21 protein-coding genes and 1 tRNA gene are annotated in these 22501 nt (G+C 63.1%); 8 read left to right on the top strand and 14 right to left on the bottom strand.

The features are described from left to right. Positions 1-5: 5 nt before the first annotated feature. Genes AC0L3H_RS07715 through AC0L3H_RS07700 form a run of 4 tightly spaced genes read left to right on the top strand, consistent with a single transcriptional unit; the run spans position 6 to position 3637 of the window. The gene (locus AC0L3H_RS07715; RefSeq protein WP_027151636.1) at positions 6-1013 is read left to right on the top strand and encodes an ABC transporter permease subunit; all 1008 of its coding nucleotides are present in this window, start codon (positions 6-8) and stop codon (positions 1011-1013) included. A gap of 1 nt (position 1014) precedes the next feature. Next, the gene (locus AC0L3H_RS07710; RefSeq protein ID WP_023802898.1) at positions 1015-1932 is read left to right on the top strand and encodes an ABC transporter permease subunit; all 918 of its coding nucleotides are present in this window, start codon (positions 1015-1017) and stop codon (positions 1930-1932) included. A 2-nt stretch (positions 1933-1934) separates the two neighbouring features. Next, positions 1935-2810, top strand: coding sequence for an ABC transporter ATP-binding protein (locus tag AC0L3H_RS07705; RefSeq protein WP_287066934.1), 876 nt, complete (start codon positions 1935-1937; stop codon positions 2808-2810). Continuing rightward, positions 2807-3637 carry a dipeptide ABC transporter ATP-binding protein gene (locus AC0L3H_RS07700; protein WP_123146466.1) on the top strand — a complete coding sequence of 277 codons (831 nt, stop codon included), beginning with the start codon at positions 2807-2809 and terminating at the stop codon, positions 3635-3637. The genes AC0L3H_RS07705 and AC0L3H_RS07700 overlap by 4 nt, the downstream gene beginning before the upstream one ends. Before the next feature lie 75 nt (positions 3638-3712). On the opposite strand, the gene AC0L3H_RS07695 is transcribed toward AC0L3H_RS07700, so the two are convergent. The 3 genes from AC0L3H_RS07695 to AC0L3H_RS07685 form a co-directional block, all read right to left on the bottom strand. After that, the gene (locus tag AC0L3H_RS07695; RefSeq protein WP_473585033.1) at positions 3713-4246 is read right to left on the bottom strand and encodes a DUF2380 domain-containing protein; all 534 of its coding nucleotides are present in this window, start codon (positions 4244-4246) and stop codon (positions 3713-3715) included. A 127-nt stretch (positions 4247-4373) separates the two neighbouring features. Next, a complete protein-coding gene (locus tag AC0L3H_RS07690; RefSeq protein WP_027151640.1) occupies positions 4374-4700 on the bottom strand; it encodes a hypothetical protein in 327 nt (108 codons plus the stop codon). A 65-nt stretch (positions 4701-4765) separates the two neighbouring features. Beyond that, entirely contained in the window at positions 4766-5191 is a 426-nt protein-coding gene (locus AC0L3H_RS07685) for a globin family protein (protein ID WP_473490571.1), read from the bottom strand. A 289-nt stretch (positions 5192-5480) separates the two neighbouring features. On the opposite strand from AC0L3H_RS07685, the gene AC0L3H_RS07680 reads away from it, so the two are divergent. After that, positions 5481-6608 carry a PQQ-dependent sugar dehydrogenase gene (locus tag AC0L3H_RS07680; protein ID WP_473585032.1) on the top strand — a complete coding sequence of 376 codons (1128 nt, stop codon included), beginning with the start codon at positions 5481-5483 and terminating at the stop codon, positions 6606-6608. Positions 6609-6733: 125 nt separating this feature from the next. Here AC0L3H_RS07680 and AC0L3H_RS07675 read toward each other — a convergent pair. After that, positions 6734-6809 (bottom strand) — tRNA-Thr (locus AC0L3H_RS07675). 338 nt (positions 6810-7147) lie between these two features. Between AC0L3H_RS07675 and AC0L3H_RS07670 the strand changes: the two genes are divergently transcribed. Beyond that, complete coding sequence (locus AC0L3H_RS07670; protein WP_473585031.1) at positions 7148-8374, top strand: hypothetical protein; 1227 nt, start codon at positions 7148-7150, stop codon at positions 8372-8374. A gap of 106 nt (positions 8375-8480) precedes the next feature. Here the strand turns inward: AC0L3H_RS07670 and AC0L3H_RS07665 are convergent, their stop codons facing one another. Further along, on the bottom strand, positions 8481-10082 hold the full coding sequence (locus AC0L3H_RS07665; protein ID WP_473585059.1) for a cisplatin damage response ATP-dependent DNA ligase: 1602 nt from the start codon (positions 10080-10082) through the stop codon (positions 8481-8483). Positions 10083-10323: 241 nt separating this feature from the next. Beyond that, positions 10324-11334 (bottom strand): ligase-associated DNA damage response exonuclease, encoded by a 1011-nt coding sequence (locus AC0L3H_RS07660; protein ID WP_473585030.1) that lies wholly within the window; start codon positions 11332-11334, stop codon positions 10324-10326. A 216-nt stretch (positions 11335-11550) separates the two neighbouring features. Here AC0L3H_RS07660 and AC0L3H_RS07655 point away from each other — a divergent pair, with 216 nt between their 5' ends. After that, positions 11551-11883, top strand: a complete 333-nt coding sequence (locus AC0L3H_RS07655) for a hypothetical protein (protein ID WP_473585029.1) — start codon at positions 11551-11553, stop codon at positions 11881-11883. Here the strand turns inward: AC0L3H_RS07655 and AC0L3H_RS07650 are convergent. The 8 genes from AC0L3H_RS07650 to AC0L3H_RS07615 all read right to left on the bottom strand — a co-directional run bounded on the left by AC0L3H_RS07650 (position 11880) and on the right by AC0L3H_RS07615 (position 21563). Then, positions 11880-12821 (bottom strand): 2-hydroxyacid dehydrogenase, encoded by a 942-nt coding sequence (locus AC0L3H_RS07650; protein ID WP_473585028.1) that lies wholly within the window; start codon positions 12819-12821, stop codon positions 11880-11882. The two genes, AC0L3H_RS07655 and AC0L3H_RS07650, sit on opposite strands and share 4 nt — an antisense overlap. Positions 12822-12852: 31 nt before the next feature. Further along, complete coding sequence (locus AC0L3H_RS07645; protein ID WP_473585027.1) at positions 12853-14484, bottom strand: ABC transporter ATP-binding protein; 1632 nt, start codon at positions 14482-14484, stop codon at positions 12853-12855. Continuing rightward, complete coding sequence (locus AC0L3H_RS07640; protein WP_128174062.1) at positions 14481-15620, bottom strand: ABC transporter permease; 1140 nt, start codon at positions 15618-15620, stop codon at positions 14481-14483. The genes AC0L3H_RS07645 and AC0L3H_RS07640 overlap by 4 nt, the downstream gene beginning before the upstream one ends. After that, positions 15620-16714 (bottom strand): microcin C ABC transporter permease YejB, encoded by a 1095-nt coding sequence (locus tag AC0L3H_RS07635; RefSeq protein WP_473585026.1) that lies wholly within the window; start codon positions 16712-16714, stop codon positions 15620-15622. The genes AC0L3H_RS07640 and AC0L3H_RS07635 overlap by 1 nt, the downstream gene beginning before the upstream one ends. Then, the gene (locus AC0L3H_RS07630) at positions 16714-16980 is read right to left on the bottom strand and encodes a hypothetical protein (RefSeq protein WP_473585025.1); all 267 of its coding nucleotides are present in this window, start codon (positions 16978-16980) and stop codon (positions 16714-16716) included. Before AC0L3H_RS07630 ends, AC0L3H_RS07635 begins: the two co-directional genes overlap by 1 nt. Then, a complete protein-coding gene (locus AC0L3H_RS07625) occupies positions 16967-18853 on the bottom strand; it encodes an extracellular solute-binding protein (protein WP_473585024.1) in 1887 nt (628 codons plus the stop codon). Before AC0L3H_RS07625 ends, AC0L3H_RS07630 begins: the two co-directional genes overlap by 14 nt. Next, positions 18853-20730, bottom strand: a complete 1878-nt coding sequence (locus AC0L3H_RS07620; protein WP_473585023.1) for an extracellular solute-binding protein — start codon at positions 20728-20730, stop codon at positions 18853-18855. Before AC0L3H_RS07620 ends, AC0L3H_RS07625 begins: the two co-directional genes overlap by 1 nt. 158 nt (positions 20731-20888) lie before the next feature. Then, positions 20889-21563 (bottom strand): c-type cytochrome, encoded by a 675-nt coding sequence (locus AC0L3H_RS07615; RefSeq protein WP_473585022.1) that lies wholly within the window; start codon positions 21561-21563, stop codon positions 20889-20891. Positions 21564-21756: 193 nt separating this feature from the next. Here AC0L3H_RS07615 and AC0L3H_RS07610 point away from each other — a divergent pair, with 193 nt between their 5' ends. After that, positions 21757-22485 carry a 3-deoxy-manno-octulosonate cytidylyltransferase gene (locus AC0L3H_RS07610; protein ID WP_287070562.1) on the top strand — a complete coding sequence of 243 codons (729 nt, stop codon included), beginning with the start codon at positions 21757-21759 and terminating at the stop codon, positions 22483-22485. Positions 22486-22501: the final 16 nt, after the last annotated feature.

Raw genomic sequence — 22501 nt, 5'->3', positions numbered from 1 at the left:
GCAAGATGCTCCGCTATCTCCTCCACAAGCTCGCCTTGATCATCCCGACCGTGTTCGGCATATCGCTGGCGGCGTTCGCTTTCGTCCGGCTTCTGCCGGGCGACCCGATCACGGCCCTGGCCGGCGAGCGCGGCGTCAGCCCCGAACGCTACGCCGAGCTTGTCGAGCGGTTTGGCTACGACCGGCCTTATGTCGTCCAGTATCTGGAGTATATCGGCAGGGTCCTGACCGGCGACTTCGGCATATCGCTCGCCACCAAGCGGCCGGTGCTCGGTGAATTCCAGGCGCTGTTTCCGGCGACGCTGGAACTGGCGACGATCGCGCTGATCATCGCCGTGCTCATCGGCATTCCCGCCGGCATCTTCGCCGCGGTCAAGCGCGGATCCTGGTTCGACCAGGCGACGATGGGCGTGGCGCTGACCGGCTATTCGATGCCGATCTTCTGGTGGGGACTGCTGCTCATCATCTTCTTCTCCGGCTATCTCGGCTGGACGCCCGTTTCCGGCCGCATCGGCCTTCAATATTTCTTCAAGCCGACGACGGGGTTCATGCTGATCGACAGCCTGATCTCCGGCAAGAGCGGCGCTTTCAGGTCTGCCGCCAGTCATCTTGTCCTGCCGGCGATCGTGCTGGCGACAATTCCGCTCGCCGTCATAGCGCGCCAGACGCGGTCGGCGATGCTGGAGGTGCTGGGCGAAGACTACGTCCGCACCGCCCGCGCCAAGGGCCTGGCGCCGCGTCGCGTCATCGGGCTCCACGCTTTTCGCAATGCGCTGATCCCCGTCGTCACCACCATCGGCCTGCAGGTCGGCACGCTGATGGCGGGCGCCATCCTGACCGAAACGATCTTTTCCTGGCCCGGTATCGGCAAGTGGATGATCGACGCGATCGCCAAGCGCGACTATGTTGTCGTCCAGAGCGGCTTGCTGATCATCGCGCTGATCGTCATGGCGGTGAACCTGATCGTCGACGTGCTCTACGCCGTCATCAACCCACGTATCCGGGTGCAGTGAGATGACCGACCAAACCACGGCAGAAGCCACCGCCGCCTCCATTCCGACCGGCGGCCGGCAACGCGCGTTCACCGAGTTCTGGCATTACTACTCGATGAACACCGGCGCCGTCATCGGCCTGGTCGTGTTCACTGCGCTGGTGCTGGTGGCGATCTTCGCGCCGTTGGTCGCGCCGCATTCGCCTGACGAACAGTTCCGCGATGCGCTGCTGGCGCCGCCGGCCTGGCAGGAGGGCGGCAGATCGACGTTCCTGCTCGGCACCGACGCCGTTGGCCGCGACATGCTTTCGCGGCTGATTTTCGGGGCTCGGTTCTCGCTGTTCATCGGTCTGGTCGTCGTCGTTTTCTCGCTGACCAGCGGTATCGTCCTCGGCGTGCTCGCCGGCTATTTCCGCGGCTGGGTCGATACGCTGATCATGCGCGTCATGGACGTCATCCTGGCCTTCCCGTCGCTGCTGCTTGCCCTGGTTCTGGTGGCGATCCTCGGACCCGGCCTGTTCAACGCCATGCTGGCGATCGCGCTGGTGCTGCAGCCGCATTTCGCGCGGCTCACCCGTGCGGCGGTGATGGCCGAAAAGAACCGCGAATATGTGATCTCCGCCAAGGTGGCCGGAGCCAGCCATCTCAGGCTGATGGTGAAGACGATCCTGCCGAACTGCATGGCGCCGCTGATCGTGCAGGCGACGCTGTCCTTCTCCAACGCCATTCTCGAGGCCGCGGCTCTCGGCTTCCTTGGCGTCGGCGCGCAGCCGCCAACCCCGGAATGGGGCACCATGCTTGCCACGGCGCGCGAGTTCATCCTGCGCGCGCCATGGGTGGTGACCTTCCCCGGCCTTGCCATCCTGATCACGGTGCTTGCCATCAACCTGATCGGCGATGGCCTGCGCGATGCCTTCGACCCCAAGCTGAAGCGGTCGTGACCATGCCTCTTCTCGAGATCAAGAACCTCACCGTGTCGTTTGATACCGCCGCCGGACCGTTCATGGCCGTGCAAGGCATCGACCTGTCGATCGAGCCGCGCGAGGTGCTGGCGATCGTCGGCGAATCCGGCTCCGGCAAATCGGTGGCGATGCTGGCGGTGATGGGGCTGTTGCCGAACACGGCGACGGTAAAGGCCGATCGCATGGCCTTCGACGGCATCGACCTGCTTGAGCTCAGCCCGTCCGAGCGCCGCAAGATCGTCGGCAAGGACATCTCGATGATCTTCCAGGAGCCGATCGCCAGCCTCAACCCGTGCTTCACCGCTGGTTTCCAGATCGAGGAGGTGCTGCGCTTCCATTTGGGCATGGACCGCGCCCAGCGTCGGGCCCGCGCCATCGAGCTGATGAAGCTGGTCGGCATCGCCGATCCGGAAGAGCGGCTGAACTCATTCCCGCACCAGATGTCGGGCGGCCAGTGCCAGCGCGTCATGATCGCCATCGCGATCGCCTGCAATCCCAAGCTGCTGATCGCCGACGAGCCGACCACCGCGCTCGACGTCACCATCCAGAAGCAGATCCTCGACCTTTTGGTCGGCTTGCAGGCCAAGTACGGCATGGGGCTGATCATGATCACCCACAATATGGGCGTCGTGGCCGAGACCGCCGACCGCGTCATCGTCCAGTACAAAGGCCGCAAGATGGAAGAGGCCGACGTTCTGTCACTGTTCGAGCAGCCGAAGAGCAACTACACGCGCGCGCTGCTGTCGGCGCTGCCGGAGAACGCCGTCGGCGACCGGCTGCCGACCATTTCCGACATGCTGTTCGAACCGGCCCCCTCTGCTGCTGGAGCCGGGCGTGCTGCGGGAGCCGCGTCATGAGCGTGACGGTTCTCGAAGGCAAGAACATCGTGCGCGACTACCATGTCGGCGGCGGCCTGTTTCGTCCCTCGCGCACGGTGCATGCGGTAAAGGGCGTTTCGTTCAGTGTCGACAAGGGCAAGACGCTGGCCATCGTCGGCGAAAGCGGCTGCGGCAAGTCGACGCTCGCACGTATCATCACGCTGATCGATCCGGCGACGGCGGGCGAGCTCTTCATCGACGGCAACAAGGTCGACATCGCCAGGGATGGGCTGACGAAGGAGATGCGCCGCAAGGTGCAGATCGTCTTCCAGAACCCCTACGGTTCGCTCAATCCGCGCCAGAAGATCGGCGACGTGCTGGGCGAGCCGCTGCTCATCAACACCGACACGCCGGCCGACGAGCGGCGCGATCTCGCCATGAAGATGCTGAAGAAGGTCGGCCTCGGACCGGAGCATTACAACCGTTACCCGCACATGTTCTCGGGCGGCCAGCGCCAGCGCATCGCCATTGCCCGCGCGCTGATGCTCAATCCGAGCCTTTTGGTGCTCGACGAACCGGTCTCGGCGCTCGATCTGTCGGTGCAGGCGCAGGTGCTCAACCTGCTCGCCGACCTGCAGGACGAGTTCGAACTGACCTATGTCTTCATCAGCCACGACCTGTCGGTGGTGCGCTACATCGCCGACGATGTGATGGTCATGTATTATGGCGAGGCCGTCGAATACGGCTCGCGCGACGAGGTCTTTGCCGACCCCAAGCACAGCTACACCAAGACGCTGTTCGCGGCGACGCCGCGCGCCGACGTCGCCAGCATCAAGGCGAGGCTGGCGAAGAAGAAGGCCGCCTGACGCCGCAATTGCGGTACCCAGCCCATGCTGAGGTTCAGGGCGCCGGCTGATCAAAGGCTACAGCGACCGCGATTCCTACGGAATGCAGTGCTTCTCGACGTCACGCGCGGTGAACTCTGCTGCTCGCCGCCATGCTTCGTCGGTATCTCCCCGGTAAGTCAGGTATCGATCGCAGACAGGTTTGTTGTTGCTCAAATCCAGCACTGCAAACTTCACCCAGCCGACCAGCGTGCTCATCTTGTGCACCTGACCGATCAGGAGATATTTCGCGCTGGCTGTTTTTGCCTGTTTCGAGAGATCGACAAGGCCGGGGTCCTTGATGGTGCACTGTTCTGCCTGACAGGGTAACGCGACCAGCTTGATCTTCTCCGAAAGGCCATCCTGCAACGCAACGCCAAATGCCTTGAGTCGCGCTTCGTGTTCGGCGGTCTGGTCCCTGACTTCACCTGATGTATCCCTGAACTCGAAATCCGCGACAGCGAGGGTCGATGGCTCGACGACATCGGCAAAAGCGGCCGGCGCAAGTAGACCGGCGCCCATCAGAATCAGGAAAAATTGTCCACACTCAAAAAGTCGAAATCGAACTTCCGCACTTTGCACCTTGAGCATCTCGTTTCTCCGAGGTTAGGACGATACCCATCCCAATGACGGTGCCGATTTGTCTCTTCGCGCTGTTGGAAGACGCGGAAGCGGGCGCAGACTACCCGGTTGCGTCGCGACGTCAACTTTCAACCCGTTACTGGGTGGACTCCACCTCCGCGACCACCAGCTTGCCTTTGGCGCGCGAGATTTCGAGTGCCTGGCCGGCCCCTGCCAACGCGCCCGGGACCGAGATCACGAACGCCTGGCCCTCGCTGAGGGTCGCGACGAAGCGTACTGGCAGGTTTTCTTCGCCCGCCGCCATGGTGGTGACCACCCGGTAGCCGTCATCCGCCTCCGTGTAGTAGACGACGCCATGAAAATTTCCGAGATCGACGGTCCCACCCTGACGGGCCGTGAGTTCGCCGGCAGAAGCGGAACCTGCCACGACGCAAAGCGCCGCAAGTGCTGTGTATCTGAACATCGTGTTTCTCTCCATTTGGAATTGTCGTTTGGGTGGGTGGTCGCCTGCGGCTGCATCCCCAAAAATTACGCGGCGAGCTGATCCTCACGGGCAGCCGCGATCATTACGCTGGCGAGCAACCCGTAGGCCGCCTCCCAAGCCTCGCGGACAGCCGGCGTAAAAGCCGTGCCGAGGCCGGCCGCCAGCGTCTCGATGAGCGCTTGCCCGACGATCGGGTAATGACGCTCCTCGACACCGTAAGTCACGTGACGCCTGGCGAGCACGCGCACCGTCGGCAGGATGGTGTCGGCTCGGTCCAGTCCATGCACGACGAAGCCGAGGCTCGCTATCAGCTTGGCGCCTTGCTTGGACATGTATGTCACCGGAAACAGCGCGCGAAGATCCGCGTCGATCGCGAACAGGCGCTCGTAGAACAGCGCGGAGGCGGCCACGCGGATCGGCACGATCTCGCGAAAACTGTCCTGGACAAGTCTGGTCTGGTCGGGTGTCATCGGCGACGCTCCTGCGTTCCTGCTCTTGCGGCGACCATCGCCCCAAAGCGTTTCGCATGCATGTCGCCTGCGCCTGGATGTGTTTCAGTTGTGTCTCAATTGGTTTTCAGTTCGCGCTCATTTGACTTCTTTATCGAGAGGCACGCCGAGAGTGCCAGGCCGAACTCTCGCGGACCTCGACCTGACCATAGCTGAAAACCTGGGGCGCGGCGCCAGCTTGGAACTGCATCGGCAGTCGGTCATTATATCGGGGAGCCGGTCCCTATGCCTCCGTTCGGATGGAGAAATCATGCTGCGGATACTCATTGCTTCGTCTCTTCTTCTCGCCTTCGGTGCGCCCTCGACCACGCTCGCGCAGGACAGCATCGAGAGCGAAACAGGCCGCGTTGCGGTCGAGACCTTTGCCGAAGGGCTCGAGCATCCCTGGGGCGCGACCTACCTGCCCGACGGCGCGTTGCTGGTCACCGAGCGTCCGGGGCGGCTGCGGCTCGTCTCGACCGACGAAGCCGTTTCCGACCCGATCGACGGTGTGCCGGACGTCCTTGCCAGCGGACAAGGCGGTCTGCTGGATGTGGCGCTCGATCCGGACTTTGCCGACAACCGAACGGTTTATCTCTCCTATTCGGAGCAACGCGGCGGCGGCGCGGCCACCTCGGTCGGCCGTGGACGCCTGGACGAGAACGGCAGCGCGCTTTCGAACTTCGAAGTGATCTTCCGGCAGGAACCAGCCGTATCCAGCCGGCTGCACTACGGCTCCCGCCTGGTATTCGCGCCGGATGGCAAGCTCTTCGTCACGCTCGGTGAGCGCGGCAAGATGCGAGAGGCGCAGGACCCGAACAATCATCTCGGCACGATCGTCCGCATCAACCCCGATGGTTCCGTGCCTGACGACAATCCCTTCGTCGGCAAGAACGGCGCCGACGAGATCTGGTCCTACGGCCATCGCAATGTGCAAAGTGCTGCGCTCCATCCCCAAACCGGCGTGCTCTGGACGGCGGAAATGGGACCGCTCGGCGGCGATGAGCTGAACATTCCGCAAGCGGGCAGGAATCACGGCTGGCCCTTGGTCAGCTGGGGCCGGCACTATTCGGGCGAACGCATCCCCGAACCGTCGACGCGGCCGGAGTTTGCCGACTCCATCCATAGCTGGACACCCGTCATCTCGCCTTCCGGCATGACCTTCTACACCGGCGACATGTTTGCCGATTGGCGCGGCGACCTCTTGATTGGCGGACTGTCGGCGGAAGGCATCGTTCGTGTCAGGATCGATGGAAAGCAGGTCGCCGGCGAGGAAGTCCTCGCTCTCGGCAGGCGTATCCGGGACGTGGTGCAAGCTCCCGACGGCGCGGTCATGGCTCTGACCGACGAACCAGCGGGAAAGATATTGCGACTGACGCCGGCAGCAGCGTCGCAGTGATGCCGCGCAGTGGCGCTTGCGAAAGGGCCGACCATCCTCGCTGCCGCACTTTTTGCCACATTTTTAGATCATTCGAAACGTTGCGTTTCGATACGACAGAAAGCGCAATGGTATCAGCGGATTAGTGGTGCCGCTTAGGTGACTCGAACACCTGACCCCATCATTACGAATGATGTGCTCTACCAACTGAGCTAAAGCGGCCCGGGAAGCCAAGGCCTCCAAGATGCGCTGGGTGATAGACGCAACCCGCCACAAATTCAAGATGGGACTTGGCAATTCGTGTCGGCTCATCCCGGGCCTATAAGCGACCGCCCCTCCGACCGGCCATGCGATTGCGCGAAGCCTCAACGCCAGGTTGTGCTTGTCGTGTTGGCGATGCATCGGGAAACCGGCGAAAAATGTTGATTCTTTTACCGAAAACCGCCGAAATCGGCTTTCGATGCATCGCCAAGGCAGAATGCGGCCGCTGGCCCGTTGATTGATCGGTCGCCTGCGGCTAACGATCATGACAATGTGACCATACGTGCAGGGGGTCCCCGTTGGACGCGATCGAAAAAGCGATCCGGAATGCCTTCGAGAAAGGCAATGCCGAAGACCGCGCGTTTCGCGAGCGGGTCTACCGATCGGCCTTCGCCGCACTTGACCGTGCCCTGCAGGCCAACCCGAACGTGACGGTGGAAGTCGCCATCAAGCGCCGCAAGGCGGTGCAGGCCAAGATAACCGAAATCGAATCCGAATTCCTGCCGGCGGTTCCCGCTGTCGGCCGGCCGACCGATGACGACGCTGCAGCACCGGAGCAGCCGGCTGGCAGCGAAGCGGATGCCGAACCCGAGGCCGATGCCGAACCGGATGCCGGCGCCGACGCTGAACCAGCGCCGCCGCCTGAGGTCGTTGTCGACGGTCCGGCTGAGCCTCCTGCATCGGTCGCGCCTCCTGCTTCCGACGCACCCCCAGCTTCCGATGCGCCGCGCTCGCGCGTCTTGCCGGTCGTTCCCGACATCATGCCCGAAGGGGCTTATCCCGATGCGCCGGAGATCGACTTGTCGTCCCCCCAATCGGCCGGAGACGGCGACGCAGAGGTGATGCCCGACCGCGACGACAGGCGGGTGAGAGGTCCCCGCCTGCCTCTCACCGCGATTTTCCTCGGCGTGACGCTGCTCGCAGCCGCCGGCATCGGCCTCTATTTCGCTGCCCAGACCGGCGTCTTCAAGTCGGCGGCCGAACTCGACACCGCCCCGCCGCAAACGCCACCGACGGTGGAAGACGATGATTTCACGCCGCCAGGCGACACGGCCCCGCCGCTGAACGCCGGCGAGGCGGATGAGGCGCGCGACTGGATCAATGTGTTTTCACCGAGCGACCCGACGCTTGTCAGCGCGCCTTCGGACGCCAAGGCCGAAGTCATGCAGGACGACAGCGGTTCTTTCCTGCGCATCCGGTCGGGCGCCTCCGGTTCGGCGATCAGCTTCGACGTCGAGCAAGGCGTCTTGGACAAACTCGCCGGCAAGCACGCCACGTTCGACATCATCGCCCGCTCCGAGGAGGGCCAGGAGACGCAGATCTCCGTCGACTGCAATTTCGGCGAACTCGGCGACTGCGGCCGCAAGCGCTACGCGGTCGGCCACGAGCGCAACGAATACCTCTTCGATGTGCGGTTTCCCGACAAGCGTCCGGGCGCTGCCGGCACCATCGCCATCAATTCCGACTTCGACAAGCAGGGCAAGTCGGTCGACATCTACGAGATCCGCGTCGCGATTGTTCCTTGAGCCTCAATGCATCGGCCCGAAAATCGGAATCGATTTTCGGAAAGCACGATGCGTAGATTATAACTGTTAGAGCGTACTTTGTGCGTCCAATTGGACGCACGTCGCTCTAACTATCGAGCAGCGCCTGCAGCGTCTCGATGCGGTCGGCTTCGGCCGCCGGCTTGTCCCAGCGCAGCCGTGAAATGCGCGGAAAGCGCATGGCGACACCGGATTTGTGCCGTGTCGAGCGGTTAAGCCCTTCGAACGCCACCTCCATCACCAGGCCTTGTCTGCGGTCGGCCCGCACCGAGCGGACCGGGCCGAAGCGCTCGATCGTGTTGTCGCGGACATATTTGTCGATCTGCCTCAGTTCCTCGTCGGTGAAACCGAAATAGGCTTTCCCCACCGGCACCAGTTCCTCCGATCCTTCCGGGCCGGACCACACGCCGAACGTGTAGTCGGAATAGAAACTCGAACGCTTGCCGTGGCCGCGCTGGGCATACATCAGCACGGCGTCGATTGTGTGTGGGTCGCGCTTCCACTTGAACCATGGGCCTTTCGGCCGGCCGGTGAGATAGGGCGAATCCCAGCGCTTCAGCATCACGCCTTCGATGACCGGATGCAGCGGCTTGCGGCGCAATTCCTCCAGCGCCTGCCAGTCGGTGAATTCGACCAGCGGCGAAAGATCGAAGCGGCTCGGATCGAGCGTCTGCACGAAGGCTTCGAGGCGGCCGCGCCGCTCGCGGAAAGGGCGCATGCGCAAGTCCTCGTCGCCGATCTGAAGCACGTCGTAGCAGCGCATGAACGCCGGGTATTGCTGCTGGATCTTCGGCGTCACGCTCTTGCGGTTCAGCCGCTGCTGCAGGTCCGAGAACGTGCCGGTCGCCTGCCGGGGATCGCCGACCAGAAGCTCGCCGTCGAGGGTGGCGGAAAAATCCATCGCCTCGGCGAGGTCAGGAAAAGCCCCGGAGACGTCGTCCCCGGTGCGCGAATAGAGCCGACGAATGCCGCCTTCCGAGACCGCCTGGACGCGGATGCCGTCCCACTTCCACTCGGCGGCATAGTCGGCCGGGTCGAGCTTTTCGAAGTCGCCGTCACCGATCGGGTTGGACAGCATCACCGGCCGGAACAGCGCCAGCGCCGTCTTCTTGGGTTTGTCTGCCTTGCCCTCCAGCCAGGCGAACAGCTCGGCATAGGGTGGCGCCAGCCCATGCCAGAGTTCTTCGATTTCGGCGATGTCGACCTTGCCGAGATCGGCCAGCGCCTGCTTGGCCAATCGCGCCGAAACGCCGATGCGCAGGCCGCCGGTGACCAGCTTGATGATGGCGAAGCGCGCCGAGATGCTGGCGCTGTCGAGCAGCCGGGCCAACACCTTCGGCCCGTCGGAACGGCTCGCCGCCTGCAATTTCGCGACGACCTCGGCGAGCGTCGGCTGATGGTTGGCGATATCCGCCGGCGATTGCGGCCAGACCAGCGACACCGTCTCCGCCAGGTCGCCGACATAGTCGTAGGAATAGCCGAACAGCACCGGGTCCATGCGCTCCATGACCAGCGCGCGCAGCATCGCCGGCTTGACCGCCGCGATGGTCAGGTCGCCGGTGATGGCAGCCAGCGCCAGGCCGCGATCCGGATCCTCGACGCTGCGGAAATAATCGCTCAACAGCGTCAGCTTGCCGTTGCGCGACGGCGTCAGCACGAGGCGGTCGAGGAGTTCGGCGAAGCGGTTCATAATGCGGGCCGCGCCAATAAGATGAGTTTGCACTCCACGCCACCCCCCTCTGGCCTGCCGGCCATCTCCCCCGCAAGGGGGGAGATTGGCAGCTTCGGCCCCGCGCTCATTCCTCCAACGTTGGAGATTGGCGAAACCAGTGGCGACATCCGATCTCCCCCCTTGCGGGGGAGATGGCCGGCAGGCCAGAGGGGGGTGTGAAGGATCGCGGCGCCGGCATTTGATGGATCAATAATTGCCATCAATCGCCCTCATCCTCATAGCCGACGAGATGCAGCGGCCTGGCAGCGATGCCTTCGAGTTCGCACCAGCGCACCAGGGCCTCCTCGCGGCCATGCGTCACCCAGATTTCCCCGGCGCCGGTTTCCCTTATCGTGGCGGTCAGTTCGTCCCAGTCGGCATGGTCGGAAACGATCAGCGGCAGCTCGACGCCGCCCTGCTTGGCGCGCTGGCGGATGCGCATCCAGCCGGAGGCAAAGCACGAGATCGGATCGGGAAAGCGCCGCGCCCAGCGGTCGGCGAACGCCGATGGCGGGCCGACGACGATGGCACCGGTGAAATCCTCCTTGCCACTGCTTTCGACGGTCGCCGGCTCCAGCGTCCCGAGCTCGATGCCCTGATTCTGATAGTAGTTGCTGAGCTTGGCCAGCGCGCCGTGGATATAGATCGGCCTGTCGTAGCCGGCGTCGCGCAGCAAGCGCATGACGCGCTGCGCCTTGCCGAGCGCATAGGCGCCGACCAGATGCGCGCGTTCGGGAAACTGCGCCGTCGATTTCAGCAGCCGGGCGATCTCTTCGGTATCGGGCGGATGACGGAACACCGGCAGGCCGAAAGTCGCCTCGGTGATGAACACGTCGCACTTGACCGGTTCGAACGGCTCGCAAGTCGCGTCCCTCTGGCGCTTGTAGTCGCCCGAAGCGACGATGCATGAGCCCTGATGCACGACCTCGATCTGCGCCGAGCCCAGCACATGGCCGGCCGGATGGAAGGTTACGGTGACGCCGTTCAGCGCAATCGCCTCGCCAAGTGCTGCCGCTTGCGTCGTCCCGGCAAAACCCTCGCCGTAGCGCAGCCGCATGATGTCCAGCGTCTGTTGTGTAGCCAGCACCGAGCGGTGGCCGGAACGGGCATGGTCGGAATGGCCGTGTGTGATCAGCGCCCGGCTGACCTGCCGCACCGGATCGATGAAGAAATCGCCGGGCGGGCAATAGAGGCCCTCGGGCCGGGGGTGAAGCAGGTCGCTGGCGCGCATGGCTCCAAGATAGTTGCTAATTCCGGCGCGGGAAGCCTGTTGCAAGTGACTGCTGACTCGGCATACAGGCAACTGCCGGCGGGATCTCCATCGCGAAATCGCTTCAGGCCTTGTCCGGCGGCCCTTTTCGTTCACCTGCTCCACACGTGGCGGCGGCTGCGAAAAAGTCCGATTTGCATGCCCGAAAGGGCAGGACACCGATACGGAGGACGTTGCATGCGCTGGAACTTGGTGGTCTTGGCATCTTGCCTGGCAATAGCCGGTTGCGTCGGCACCTCGATCGCCGAGCGACAGGACGCGAATGTCCAGTCCTCGCTGCAATATGACAGCGTGCCGTGCGATCAATTGCTGGCGCAACGAAACCGGCTGGCGCAGCAATACCGCCTTTCGCAGGATGCCAAGCCATCCTTCTCCGATCCCGGGGTGGGCCTCGGCCCGTTCACGCCGGACGCCCGTTCCAAGGCCCAGCGCGACGCCGAACAGGCAAGCGGCCGGATCGACGCCATGAACCGGTCGATCGCCCGCCGCGAATGTGGCAAGCCGGGTTAATACCCGGCGTTGCGATCGACGACGTTCTCGAGCTTCTCGCCGCGCTCGAAGGCGGCCATCTGGCGCAGCATGATCGGCACCAGATGCACGGGATCGGAGGTCGCCGCCGCATGCGGGGTCACGAACACCTTCGGGTGGTTCCACAGCCGGCTGGTCTTCGGCAGCGGCTCGACCTCGAACACGTCGAGGCTCGCCTCCTTGAGCGTGCCGTCCTCCAGCGCACGCAGAATGTCGGCGTCCTTCTGCAACTTGCCGCGCCCGGCATTGATCAGCACCGAGCCGCCTAGGCCGTTGCGTTTCCTCAACTCCTTCAGCACGCCATAGTTGATGATGCCATGCGTCTGCGCAGTGAGTGGCAAAAGCACCACCAGAATGTCGGTGGCGTTGAGGAAGGGGATCAATCCGGCCTCACCCGCATAGGTTGCAACGCCGTCCATCGGCCGCTCGCTGCGCGACCAGCCATTGACCGCAAAGCCGAGTGACAAAAGCACCGACGCCGCCGCGCGGCCAAGCGTGCCAAGCCCCATGATGCCGATGGAGATGTCGCCGGCCGGCCGCTGCGGCGACTCGTGCCAGATCTTCCTTTGCTGCTGCGACCGGTAAAGCAGGCCCTGCCGATGGTGATCGAGCACCCGCCAGACGACATATTCGGTCATGTACTGGGTCAAATTGTCGGCCACGACCTTGACGATCGGCACGTCGGGCAAAGTGGGATCGGCGAAGATGTGGTCGACGCCGGCGCCGATCGAAAAGACAGCGCGCAGATTGGGCAGGGACGACAGAAGGTTCGGCCGCTGCTTCCAAACCACCGCATAGGTGATCGAAGGATCGCTGGCGCCTTCCGGCTCGAGCACCACCTCGCGTTCGGCCGCCAAGAGTTCGCGCCAACGGCCCGGATGGATACCGGTGAGGGCAAGCAGGATACGGCCTTTTTCCATGGCGGGTTCTTTTTCCTTTATGCGGTACAGCCTACTCGCTGACGATGCCGACCGGCGCCGTTTCGATCCTGAATGCGGCCGAGATCAGCGCCTTGGTATAGTCGGTCTGCGGCCGTTCGAAAATCTGTTCGGACGGGCCGGCCTCGACGATCCTGCCATTGCGCATAACGATGACGTCGTTGGCAAGCGCACGGATGACCTTGAGGTCGTGGCTGATGAACAGATAGGCGAGATCGTGCTTCGCCTGCAGGCTGCGCAGAAGGTCGACCACCTGCGCCTGCACGCTCATATCGAGCGCCGAGGTCGGCTCGTCCAGCATGACGAAGCGCGGGTTGAGCACCATGGCGCGGGCGATGGCGATGCGTTGGCGCTGGCCGCCGGAAAACTCGTGCGGATAGCGATTGCGCGTGGCGGGATCGAGCCCGACTTCACCGAGCACATCGACAATGCGATTGTCGCGCTCATCGGGCGACAGTTTCGGCTCGTGGATCTTCAGCCCTTCCTCGATGATCTCGGCGACCGACATGCGCGGACTCAACGACCCGAACGGATCCTGGAAGACGATCTGCAACTCGCGCCGCAGCGGCCGCATGGCGTTGAATGACAGCTCGTTGATATCGCGCCCGTTGAACTGGATGGTCCCGGTCGACGAGATCATCCTGGCCAGCGCCAGGCCGAGCGTCGTCTTGCCCGAGCCGGATTCGCCGACGACGCCGAGCGTCTGGCCGGCGCGCACGGTGACGTCGATGCCGTCGACCGCCTTCACATTGTCGACGGTGCGCCGGAAAAAGCCTTTCTTGATCGGAAACCAGACTTTTATGTCCTGGCCGGTCATCACTGGCCTGGCGGCTGCGTTGGCGGCGGGCGGCTTGCCCCTGGGTTCGGCGGCAAGCAAATGCCGCGTATAGCTGTGCTGCGGGTTGGCGAAGATTTCCTTCGTCGGCCCGGTTTCGACGATCTTGCCCTTGGTCATCACGCAGACCCGGTCGGCGATCTTTCTGACGATGCCGAGATCGTGGGTGATGAACAGCATCGACATGCCTTTGCGGCTCTTCAACTCCGCGAGCAGCTCGAGGATCTGCGCCTGCACAGTGACGTCGAGTGCGGTCGTCGGCTCGTCGGCGATCAGCAGTTCCGGCTCGTTGGCCAGCGCCATGGCGATCATGACGCGCTGGCGCTGGCCGCCGGAAAGCTGGTGCGGATAAGCGTCGAGCCGCTTCTCCGGCTCGCGGATGCCGACCTCGTTGAGCAGCTCCAGAGTGCGCGCCTTGGCTTGGCGGTCACCCAGGCCTTGGTGCAGCGTCAGCACCTCGACGATCTGCTGCTCGATCGTGTGCAGCGGGTTGAGCGAGGTCATCGGCTCCTGAAAGATCATGGTGATCTTGTTGCCGCGCACGCGGCGCAATGCCTTCTCGTCAGCAGCGAGCAGATCGGCGCCCTGGAACAGGATCTTTCCCGACGGATGGTTGGCGGCCGGATAGGGCAGCAGCTTCAGCACCGACAGCGCCGAGACCGACTTGCCGGAGCCGGATTCGCCGACCAGCGCCACCGTTTCGCCCTTGGCGATGTCGAAGGAGATGTGGTCGACGGCCATCGACTGGCGGCCTTCCTGAGCGAAGGCAACGCTGAGGTCTTGCACCGAGAGGAGAGGGGCTTCGCTCATCTGAACGTCTTGCGCGGATCGAAGGCGTCGCGGGTCGCTTCGCCGACGAAGACCAGCAGCGACAGCATCAGCGAGATGACGACGAAGCCGGAGATGCCTAGCCACGGTGCGTTGAGGTTGCGCTGCGCCTGCTTGAGAAGCTCGCCCAGCGAGGCCGAGCCGGGCGGCAGGCCGAAGCCAAGGTAGTCGAGCGAGGTCAGCGTCGAGATCGAGCCGCTGAGCAGGAAGGGCAGGAAGGTCAGCGTCGCCACCATGGCGTTGGGCAACAGATGCCGGAACATGATAGTTCCGTTGGGTACGCCCAGCGCGCGCGCGGCGTTGACATATTCGAAGTTGCGGGCGCGCAGGAACTCGGCCCGCACCACGCCGACCAGCGCTACCCAGGAGAACAGCAGCATCAGCCCGAGCAGGATGAAGAAGCCGGGCGGCAGGATGGCGGCGACGATGAGGAGCAGATAAAGCACCGGGATCGCCGACCAGATTTCTATGAAGCGCTGGAACAGAAGGTCGGTCCAGCCGCCGAAATAACCCTGCAATGCGCCGGCCGTCACGCCGATCACCGCCGAGCCGGCGGTGAGGATCAGGCCGAACAGCACCGAGACCCTGAATCCGTAGATGACGCGCGCCAGCACGTCGCGCGCCTGGTCATCGGTGCCCAGCCAGTTCCAGTTGCCGACGACGCAATTCGGGTCGGCCGCACCTTGCGGATACTGGTTGCAACGTGTCTTGACGTCATAGAGCCAGGACGGCTTGGTCGGTGCCGCCTCGGGGATGGCGTTGTTGACGGTCCGGTAGGAGTAGCGGACCGGCGGCCAGATCATCCAGCCGTGGGCATTGATCTCGTCCTGGATGACCGGGTCGCGATAGTCGGTGACCGCGTAAAAGCCGCCGAACTTCTCCTCGGGATAAGCGACCACGACCGGAAAAAGGATCTCGCCTTTGTAGGAGACGAGCACCGGCTTGTCGTTGGCGATCCATTCGGAAAACAGCGACAGCACGAAAAGCACGAGGAAGATCCACAACGACCAGTAGCCGCGCCGGTTGGCCCTGAAATTCTGCAGCCGCCGCTGGTTGAGCGGCGACAGCCAGGGCCGTGCGCTCCGGCCCGGCGCCGTTTCGGCTGCGGCCCCGGCCATCAGACGTCCCTCCGCTCGAAGTCGATGCGCGGGTCGACCCAGGTGTAGATCAGGTCGGACAGCAGCCCGACGATCAGGCCAAGCAGCGAGAAGATGTAGAGATTGGCGAATACCACCGGATAGTCGCGCTCGACCACCGACCTGAAACCGAGCAGGCCGAGGCCGTCGAGCGAAAAGATGTTCTCGATCAGCAGCGAGCCGGTGAAGAAGGCCGAGATGAAGGCGCCCGGAAAGCCGGCGACGACGATCAGCATGGCGTTGCGGAAGACGTGACCGTAGAGAACTTGTCGTTCCGACAGACCCTTGGCGCGGGCGGTCACCACATATTGCTTGCGGATTTCCTCGAGGAACGAATTCTTGGTCAAAAGCGTCGTGGTGGCGAAGGCCGACAGCACCAGCGCCGTCAGCGGCAGGGTCATGTGCCAGAGATAGTCGACGATCCGCGCCGGCCAGGACAACTGGTCCCAATTGTCGGAGGTGATGCCGCGCAGCGGGAACCAGTCGTAGAACGATCCGCCGGCAAACAGCACCATCAGCAGGATGCCGAACAGGAAGCCCGGAATGGCGTACCCTACGATGACGACGCCGCTGGTCCATACGTCGAATGCCGTGCCGTCCTTGACGGCCTTGCGGATGCCGAGCGGGATCGAGATCAGGTAGGACAGCAGCGTGATCCACAGTCCGATCGAGATCGACACCGGCATCTTCTCCAGGATCAGATCGATCACTGAAATGTCGCGGAAATAGCTGTCGCCGAAATCGAACCGGAAATAGTTCCACAGCATCATGCCGAAGCGCTCGAGCGGCGGCTTGTCGAAGCCGAACTGCTTTTCCAGCTTGGCGATGAACTCGGGGTCGAGCCCTTGCGCGCCGCGATATCTCGAACCGGCATCGCCGGCCACGTCGATATTGCTGGCGCCGGCGTCACCGCCGCCGCCGCCAAGGCGATCGCTGCCGCCCTGGTTGGTCAGCCGTGCGATGACCTGCTCGACCGGTCCGCCCGGCGCGAACTGGATGACGGCGAACGACACCGCCATGATGCCGAACAGGGTCGGGATCATCAGCAGGATGCGGCGCAGGATATAGGCGCCCATCAGAAATTGTCCATCCCGAGGAAGAGCACTGCTTCAGACCAATCGTCGACGGCAGCGCCGCCCCTCATTGTCCTGCCGGACATTTCTCCCCGTATAGCGACGGGGAGAAAGGGGCTGGCCGCAATCTTGGCGCCTTTATTGCCTCGCTTGTGATTGGCGAAACCGTCGATGAAAGCGCCCCTCTCCCCGTCGCTATACGGGGAGAGGATGCCGGCAGGCAGGTGAGGGGCGGCGCCGACGCCTGCAGGAAATTCACCCTTTGCCAATCTTTGCCGCCTTGTCCTTGTCGAACCACCACAGCGCCTCGACCGGAAAGCCGAAATCGGGCTTCTGCTCGGGAAAGCCGAACATGTTCCAATAGGCGACTCGGTGATTCGCGAGATAATATGTTGGAATCCAGTCTAGCCGCGCGCGCAAGACCCGATCGAGTGCTTTGAGCGCCGTGATCAGTTCGATCCGGCTCTGCGCCTTGCCGGCTGTCTCGATCAGCGCATCGATGGCCTTGCTTTCCGTGCCGGGATAATTGCGCATCCCCGGCGTTTTCGCCATCCGCGAATCGTAGAGTATCTCCAGGCCGTCGGCAGTCGGCGTCGCCCCGATCGACCAGGCGAGCAGGGTGAAATCGAAATCGAAATTGCTCTGCCGCTGTTCATATTGCGTCGAATCGACCTGCCGGATCGAAGTGTCGATGCCGATCGTTTTCATGTTCTCCGCCCACGGCGACAAAAGCCGAACGATGCCGTCGTCCTCGGCCAGCATTTCCACCCGCAGTGGCTCGCCCTTTTCATTGACAACGAAATTGCCGGCCCGCTTCCAGCCGGCTTCGGCAAGCAGTCTCGAAGCCGCGCGCAGCAGCTTGCGGTCGTGGCCCGAACCGTCGGAGACAGGCTGCATCACCGCTTCGCCGAAAGTTTCCGGCGGCAACTCGGCTCGAAACGGCTCAAGCAGGGCCAATTCCTCGGGCGAGGGCAGGCCCTCGGCCTTGTAATCCGACCGCTCGAAGTTCGATTGCGAGCGCTCGTAGGCGCCGTAAAACAGAACCCGCTTGGTCCATTCGAAATCGAAGCAATTGGCGATCGCGCGTCTGACGCGCACATCGCGGAATTGCGGACGACGCTGGTTCAGCGCGACCGCTTGCATGTCCGGCGCTTTCTCGCCGGGAAATTCACGTTTGACGACCCTGCCGACCTGTAGCGCCGGAAAGTCGTAGCCGGTCGCCCATACCCGCGAGGTAAATTCTTCGCGAAAATGCGTGTCACCCTTTTTCAGGGCTTCAAACGCTGCCTGGCGATCGAGATAGAAGTCGATACGGATGCGGTCGAAATTGTAGAGGCCGCGGTTCACCGCCAGATCCCTGCCCCAATAGTCGGCGACGCGCTCATATTCGACGGTCTGTCCGGCCGCCACGCGCCCTATTTTGTAGGGTCCGGAGCCGAGCGGCGGTGTCATCGTCGAGGCATCGAATTCGTTGGCCGTATAAAACACTTTGGACACGATCGGCATGGCGACGATCGCAAGGATATTTTGCGCCGACTGCTTGCCGTCGAAGGTGAGGTTCACGGTAACCGGATCGACCGCGGCCGCGTCCGTCATATGCCGTAATGTCTGGGAAAGGTTCGGATGACCCTTGTCCTTGTAAAGCTTCAATGCGAAGGCGACATCCTCGGCGGTCAGTGGCGTGCCGTCATGGAAGCGCGCTTGCGGTCGCAGATTGAAGCGGAAGCCATTGCGGTCTTCAGACAGGATAACGGACTCGGCAAGCAGCCCATAGAACGCATCCGGCTCATCGAGCGCGCTTGCCATCAACGAATCGAAACAGAGTTCGGTGCGCGGCGGCGAATCCCCTCTCAACACCAGGGAATTCAGCGTGTTGAACGTCAGGAAGCTCTGATTGAAGGTGGAGTTCGGCGGTGCGAAATTCATCTGGCCGCCCTTGGGCGCGTCCGGATTGACATAGTCGAAATGCGTGAAACCTGGGGAATATTTGAGGTCGCCGAAGGCCGACAGACCATGCAGCTTGACCCCCGTCGGGATGGCGGCGAAGGCGCGGCCGGGCAACAGCGCTGCCGTCGTGGCCGCGACGCCCAAGGCCAGAAAGTCGCGGCGGGCCAGCGAGACGCGGCGGGGGAGCGCCGCCATCAATTGCCACTCTTGTATTTTGCCGCCAGCGCCTTTTCCTTGTCCGCATCGATCCACCAGGAATTCTGGTCGACGCCGCTATAGGCCGGCTGCTTTTCCGGGATGCCGAACTTGTTCCAGTACGCTATCCAGACCGCCGACCGATGGTGTTGCGGCACGACATAGTAATTCCACAGCAGCACCCGGTCGAGCGCATGGGTGGCAGCAACCAGATCGTCACGGTCGGTCGCGAAGATGACGCGGTCGACCAGCGCATCGACGACCGGATTCTTGATGCCGGCGTAGTTGCGCGATCCAGGCGTGTCTGCGGACTTGGAACTCCAGAAGTCACGCTGCTCGTTGCCAGGCGAATCCGACTGCCCCAACTGCGATATGGTGACGTCGAAATCGAAATTGTTGACGCGGTTGATGTATTGGGTCTGGTCGATCAGCCGCAGCGTGGCGTCGACGCCGATCTTGCGCAGATTGGCGATATAGGGACTGGAAAGGACCTGGTCGGTATCGTTCCAGCCGAGGATTTCGAACTTGAACGGCTCGCCTGTCTTGGCATTGACCATCTTGCCGCCCTTGATCACCCAGCCCGCCTTGGCGAAGAGATCGACCGCAGTCTTGAGATACTTGCGTTCCGCCTGCGGCGAATCGTAGACCGGCAGCTTGAATTCCTGGGTGAAGACTTCGGGCGGCAGCTTGTCGCGATATGGCTCGAGGATTTCCAGCTCCTTTCCTTGCGGCAGGCCGCTCGATGCCAGTTCGGTGCCTTGGAAGTAACTGCTGGTACGGGTGTTGGAACCGAAGAACAAGGTACGATTCATGGCCTCGAAGTCGAGCGGGTAAGTCAGCGCGGCGCGCACCAGACGATCCCCAAACAGCGGACGCCTCGTGTTGAGCATGAAGGCCTGCATCGGTTCGGGTGAGGCGGTCTTGAATTCCTGCTTGATGACGTCGCCTGACTGGACCGCCGGGAAATTATAGGCGGTGTTCCAGCGCCTCGAACTGTTTTCCGACCTGATGTCATGCAGTCCGCCCTTGGTGAAGGCCTGCCAGGAGGCATTGTCGTCGAGAAAGTAGCTGAAACGCTGCCTGTCGAAGTTTTCTCGGCCGATCTTCACCGGCAGCTTGGCAGCCCAGTAATCCGGCACGCGCTGCCAGACGATTTCGGAGCCCGGCTTGAAGCTGGCGATCTTGTACGCGGCCGACCCCAGCGGCGGCTCCTGCGTCGGCCTGGTGACGTCGCGCTTCTTGCCGGTGGCGTCGGTACCTTCCCACCAGTGCTTTGGCAGCACGACGAGATCGCCGAGAATCTTGGGCAGTTCCCGGTTGCCCTTCTGGTCGAAATGGAATTCCACCTCGCGGTCGGAAACCGCGACCGCATCGGTGACATTCTCGAAATAGCGGCTGTACATCGGGCTGTTGGCCTTCAGCACCTGAAACGACCAGATTACATCGTCGGTGGTGATCGGCTTGCCGTCATGCCATTTGGCCCTCGGATCAAGTCGGTAGGTCGCCGACGAATAGTCGTCCGGATGTTTGTAGGCGTCGGCGATCAGCGGATGGCTGACGCTGCCTTCGTCGGTCGCCTGCTCCATCAGCGTGTCGTAGAGCAAGCCGCCGCCGAACGGGGCGAAGCCAGCCGCGGCGGAACCCTGGACGATATAGGGATTGAAGCTGTCGAACGTGCCGAGCACCACCGAATTCAGCGAGCCGCCCTTCGGCGCGTTCGGATTGACGTAATCATAGTGCTGGAAGTTGTCGCCATATTTGGAGTCGCCGATCAGCGACGAGGTGGTGCGCCATTCATCCGCCAAGGCTGCCTGCAGGCCGCCGGCGAAAGCCGCCACAACCAGCATCGATCTGAGAAACGTTCGGCCAACCGTCATGCCTTCTCCTCTGCGCGATAGCTGCTAGCGGACAATCTAGTTCATTTGACGCTCATGAAAACCGCGACAGGTCGGCTTTGTCGCCGCACATGCGCTTTTCCCATTGAAAAAGCCGGGCTGAACCCGGCTTTTCTAAGAGTTTGTCCATGACAATTGCGTTATTGCGCTGGAGCCGGTGCGGGAGCAGCAGGGGCCGGAGCTGGGGCGGCCGGTGCTTCACCCTCTGCCGGCTTGGCCGGTGCCGCGCCTTCGGCGGGCGCGGCTGCATTCTCGGCCGAAGCGCCGGGTGTCGGCAGCGGCTTCGGACTGTCCGACAGCGTGCGCAGATAGGCGATGACGTTGGCACGGTCCTCGTCCTTCGGCAGGCCGGCGAATCCCATCGCCGTGCCCTTCACCAGCTTCTTCGGCGAAAGCAGAAAGTTATTGAGGTGGTCGTACGTCCATTTTTCCGCGCCGCCCTTGGAAAACTCCTTCATCCCCGCCGAATAGGCGAAGCCCGCATGTTCGGCGATGGGACGGTCGACGATGTCCCACAGATCGGGGCCGACCTTGTTCGGCCCGCCTTTTTCGCCGGTGTGGCAGGCCTGGCACTTCTTGAACACGGCCGCACCCGCCTCGGCATTGGCGTTGGCCAGGAGGTCGGCGATCGGCTTGGCTTCGGCGGGGGCTGCCGGGCCGCCCTCGGCAGGCTCCTCGGTCGCCTCGATGGCGTAGCCGGGTTTTTCCGGTGCTGGGGAGGCGAACAGCGCGTCGGATATGATGCCGACCGAGAAGACGACGAACACGGTTCCGAGCAGGCCGCCGATCAGCTTGTTGATTTCGAAAGAGTCCATACGCCCCAGGCTCCCTTTTCCGGCGGACCGATCCGTCCACTCCGTCCGTCGGTAATCGTGAACCACCCCGCGAGGCGGTCAAATCGGGCGGAAACTAGGTCTTTTGCTCTGGCGTTGCAACACCTATAAGGGCGCTTCCAGTGAGACCTTTTGCCACTTTTCCCTTCCTCTTTTTCGGATGCTTCATCACCCGATGTCCACGCTGATCCTCATCCCGGCCCGCATGGCCTCGACCCGCCTGCCGGGCAAGCCGCTGGCCGACATCGCCGGCGTTCCGATGATCGTCCATGTCGCCCGCCGCGCCGCCGAGGCCGGGCTCGGCCGGGTGGTGGTCGCCACCGATACCCAGAGCGTGGCGGAGGCGGTGCGCACGCACGGTTTCGAGGCGGTGATGACGCGCGTCGGCCACGAATCGGGCTCCGACCGCATCTTCGAAGCGCTGGCCACGCTGGATCCCGGGCGCAAGGTCGAAACCATCGTCAATGTGCAGGGCGACCTGCCGACCATCGATCCCGACATCATCAAGGCCGCCCTGAGGCCTTTCGAGGATGCGACGGTCGACATCGCCACGCTCGGCATCGAGATCGTCCGCGACGAGGAGAAGACCAATCCGAACGTCGTCAAGATTGTCGGCTCACCGCTGTCCGAGACACGGTTGCGGGCGCTCTACTTCACCCGCGCCACGGCACCCTGGGGCGAGGGGCCGCTCTATCATCACATCGGCCTCTATGCCTATCGCCGCTCAGCGCTCGAGCGCTTCGTCGCGCTGCAGCCGTCGCCGCTGGAACGGCGCGAGAAGCTCGAGCAGTTGCGGGCGCTGGAGGCCGGCATGCGCATCGATGCCGAGATCGTGCAGTCGGCGCCGTTCGGCGTCGACACGCCGGACGATCTCGAACGCGCCAGAACCGTCCTTTCAACCTAAGACATTTGAACACCTG

Source organism: Mesorhizobium sp. WSM4816, assembly GCF_055811535.1.
The sequence above is the reverse complement of the archived record's forward strand: the minus strand, read 5'-3'. Positions and strand labels throughout refer to the sequence as shown.

Excerpts from the sequence above, each read along its gene's own strand:
- AC0L3H_RS07650 (WP_473585028.1), bottom strand. The coding sequence starts at position 12,821 with ATGGAAAAAGGCCGTATCCTGCTTGCCCTCACCGGTATCCATCCGGGC.
- AC0L3H_RS07710 (WP_023802898.1), top strand. The coding sequence starts at position 1,015 with ATGACCGACCAAACCACGGCAGAAGCCACCGCCGCCTCCATTCCGACC.
- AC0L3H_RS07640 (WP_128174062.1), bottom strand. The coding sequence starts at position 15,620 with ATGGCCGGGGCCGCAGCCGAAACGGCGCCGGGCCGGAGCGCACGGCCC.
- AC0L3H_RS07700 (WP_123146466.1), top strand. The coding sequence starts at position 2,807 with ATGAGCGTGACGGTTCTCGAAGGCAAGAACATCGTGCGCGACTACCAT.
- AC0L3H_RS07680 (WP_473585032.1), top strand. The coding sequence starts at position 5,481 with ATGCTGCGGATACTCATTGCTTCGTCTCTTCTTCTCGCCTTCGGTGCG.
- AC0L3H_RS07620 (WP_473585023.1), bottom strand. The coding sequence starts at position 20,730 with ATGACGGTTGGCCGAACGTTTCTCAGATCGATGCTGGTTGTGGCGGCT.
- AC0L3H_RS07705 (WP_287066934.1), top strand. The coding sequence starts at position 1,935 with ATGCCTCTTCTCGAGATCAAGAACCTCACCGTGTCGTTTGATACCGCC.
- AC0L3H_RS07645 (WP_473585027.1), bottom strand. The coding sequence starts at position 14,484 with ATGAGCGAAGCCCCTCTCCTCTCGGTGCAAGACCTCAGCGTTGCCTTC.
- AC0L3H_RS07665 (WP_473585059.1), bottom strand. The coding sequence starts at position 10,082 with ATGAACCGCTTCGCCGAACTCCTCGACCGCCTCGTGCTGACGCCGTCG.
- AC0L3H_RS07635 (WP_473585026.1), bottom strand. The coding sequence starts at position 16,714 with ATGGGCGCCTATATCCTGCGCCGCATCCTGCTGATGATCCCGACCCTG.
- AC0L3H_RS07655 (WP_473585029.1), top strand. The coding sequence starts at position 11,551 with ATGCGCTGGAACTTGGTGGTCTTGGCATCTTGCCTGGCAATAGCCGGT.
- AC0L3H_RS07625 (WP_473585024.1), bottom strand. The coding sequence starts at position 18,853 with ATGGCGGCGCTCCCCCGCCGCGTCTCGCTGGCCCGCCGCGACTTTCTG.
- AC0L3H_RS07610 (WP_287070562.1), top strand. The coding sequence starts at position 21,757 with ATGTCCACGCTGATCCTCATCCCGGCCCGCATGGCCTCGACCCGCCTG.
- AC0L3H_RS07715 (WP_027151636.1), top strand. The coding sequence starts at position 6 with ATGCTCCGCTATCTCCTCCACAAGCTCGCCTTGATCATCCCGACCGTG.
- AC0L3H_RS07615 (WP_473585022.1), bottom strand. The coding sequence starts at position 21,563 with ATGGACTCTTTCGAAATCAACAAGCTGATCGGCGGCCTGCTCGGAACC.
- AC0L3H_RS07695 (WP_473585033.1), bottom strand. The coding sequence starts at position 4,246 with ATGCTCAAGGTGCAAAGTGCGGAAGTTCGATTTCGACTTTTTGAGTGT.
- AC0L3H_RS07690 (WP_027151640.1), bottom strand. The coding sequence starts at position 4,700 with ATGTTCAGATACACAGCACTTGCGGCGCTTTGCGTCGTGGCAGGTTCC.
- AC0L3H_RS07660 (WP_473585030.1), bottom strand. The coding sequence starts at position 11,334 with ATGCGCGCCAGCGACCTGCTTCACCCCCGGCCCGAGGGCCTCTATTGC.
- AC0L3H_RS07685 (WP_473490571.1), bottom strand. The coding sequence starts at position 5,191 with ATGACACCCGACCAGACCAGACTTGTCCAGGACAGTTTTCGCGAGATC.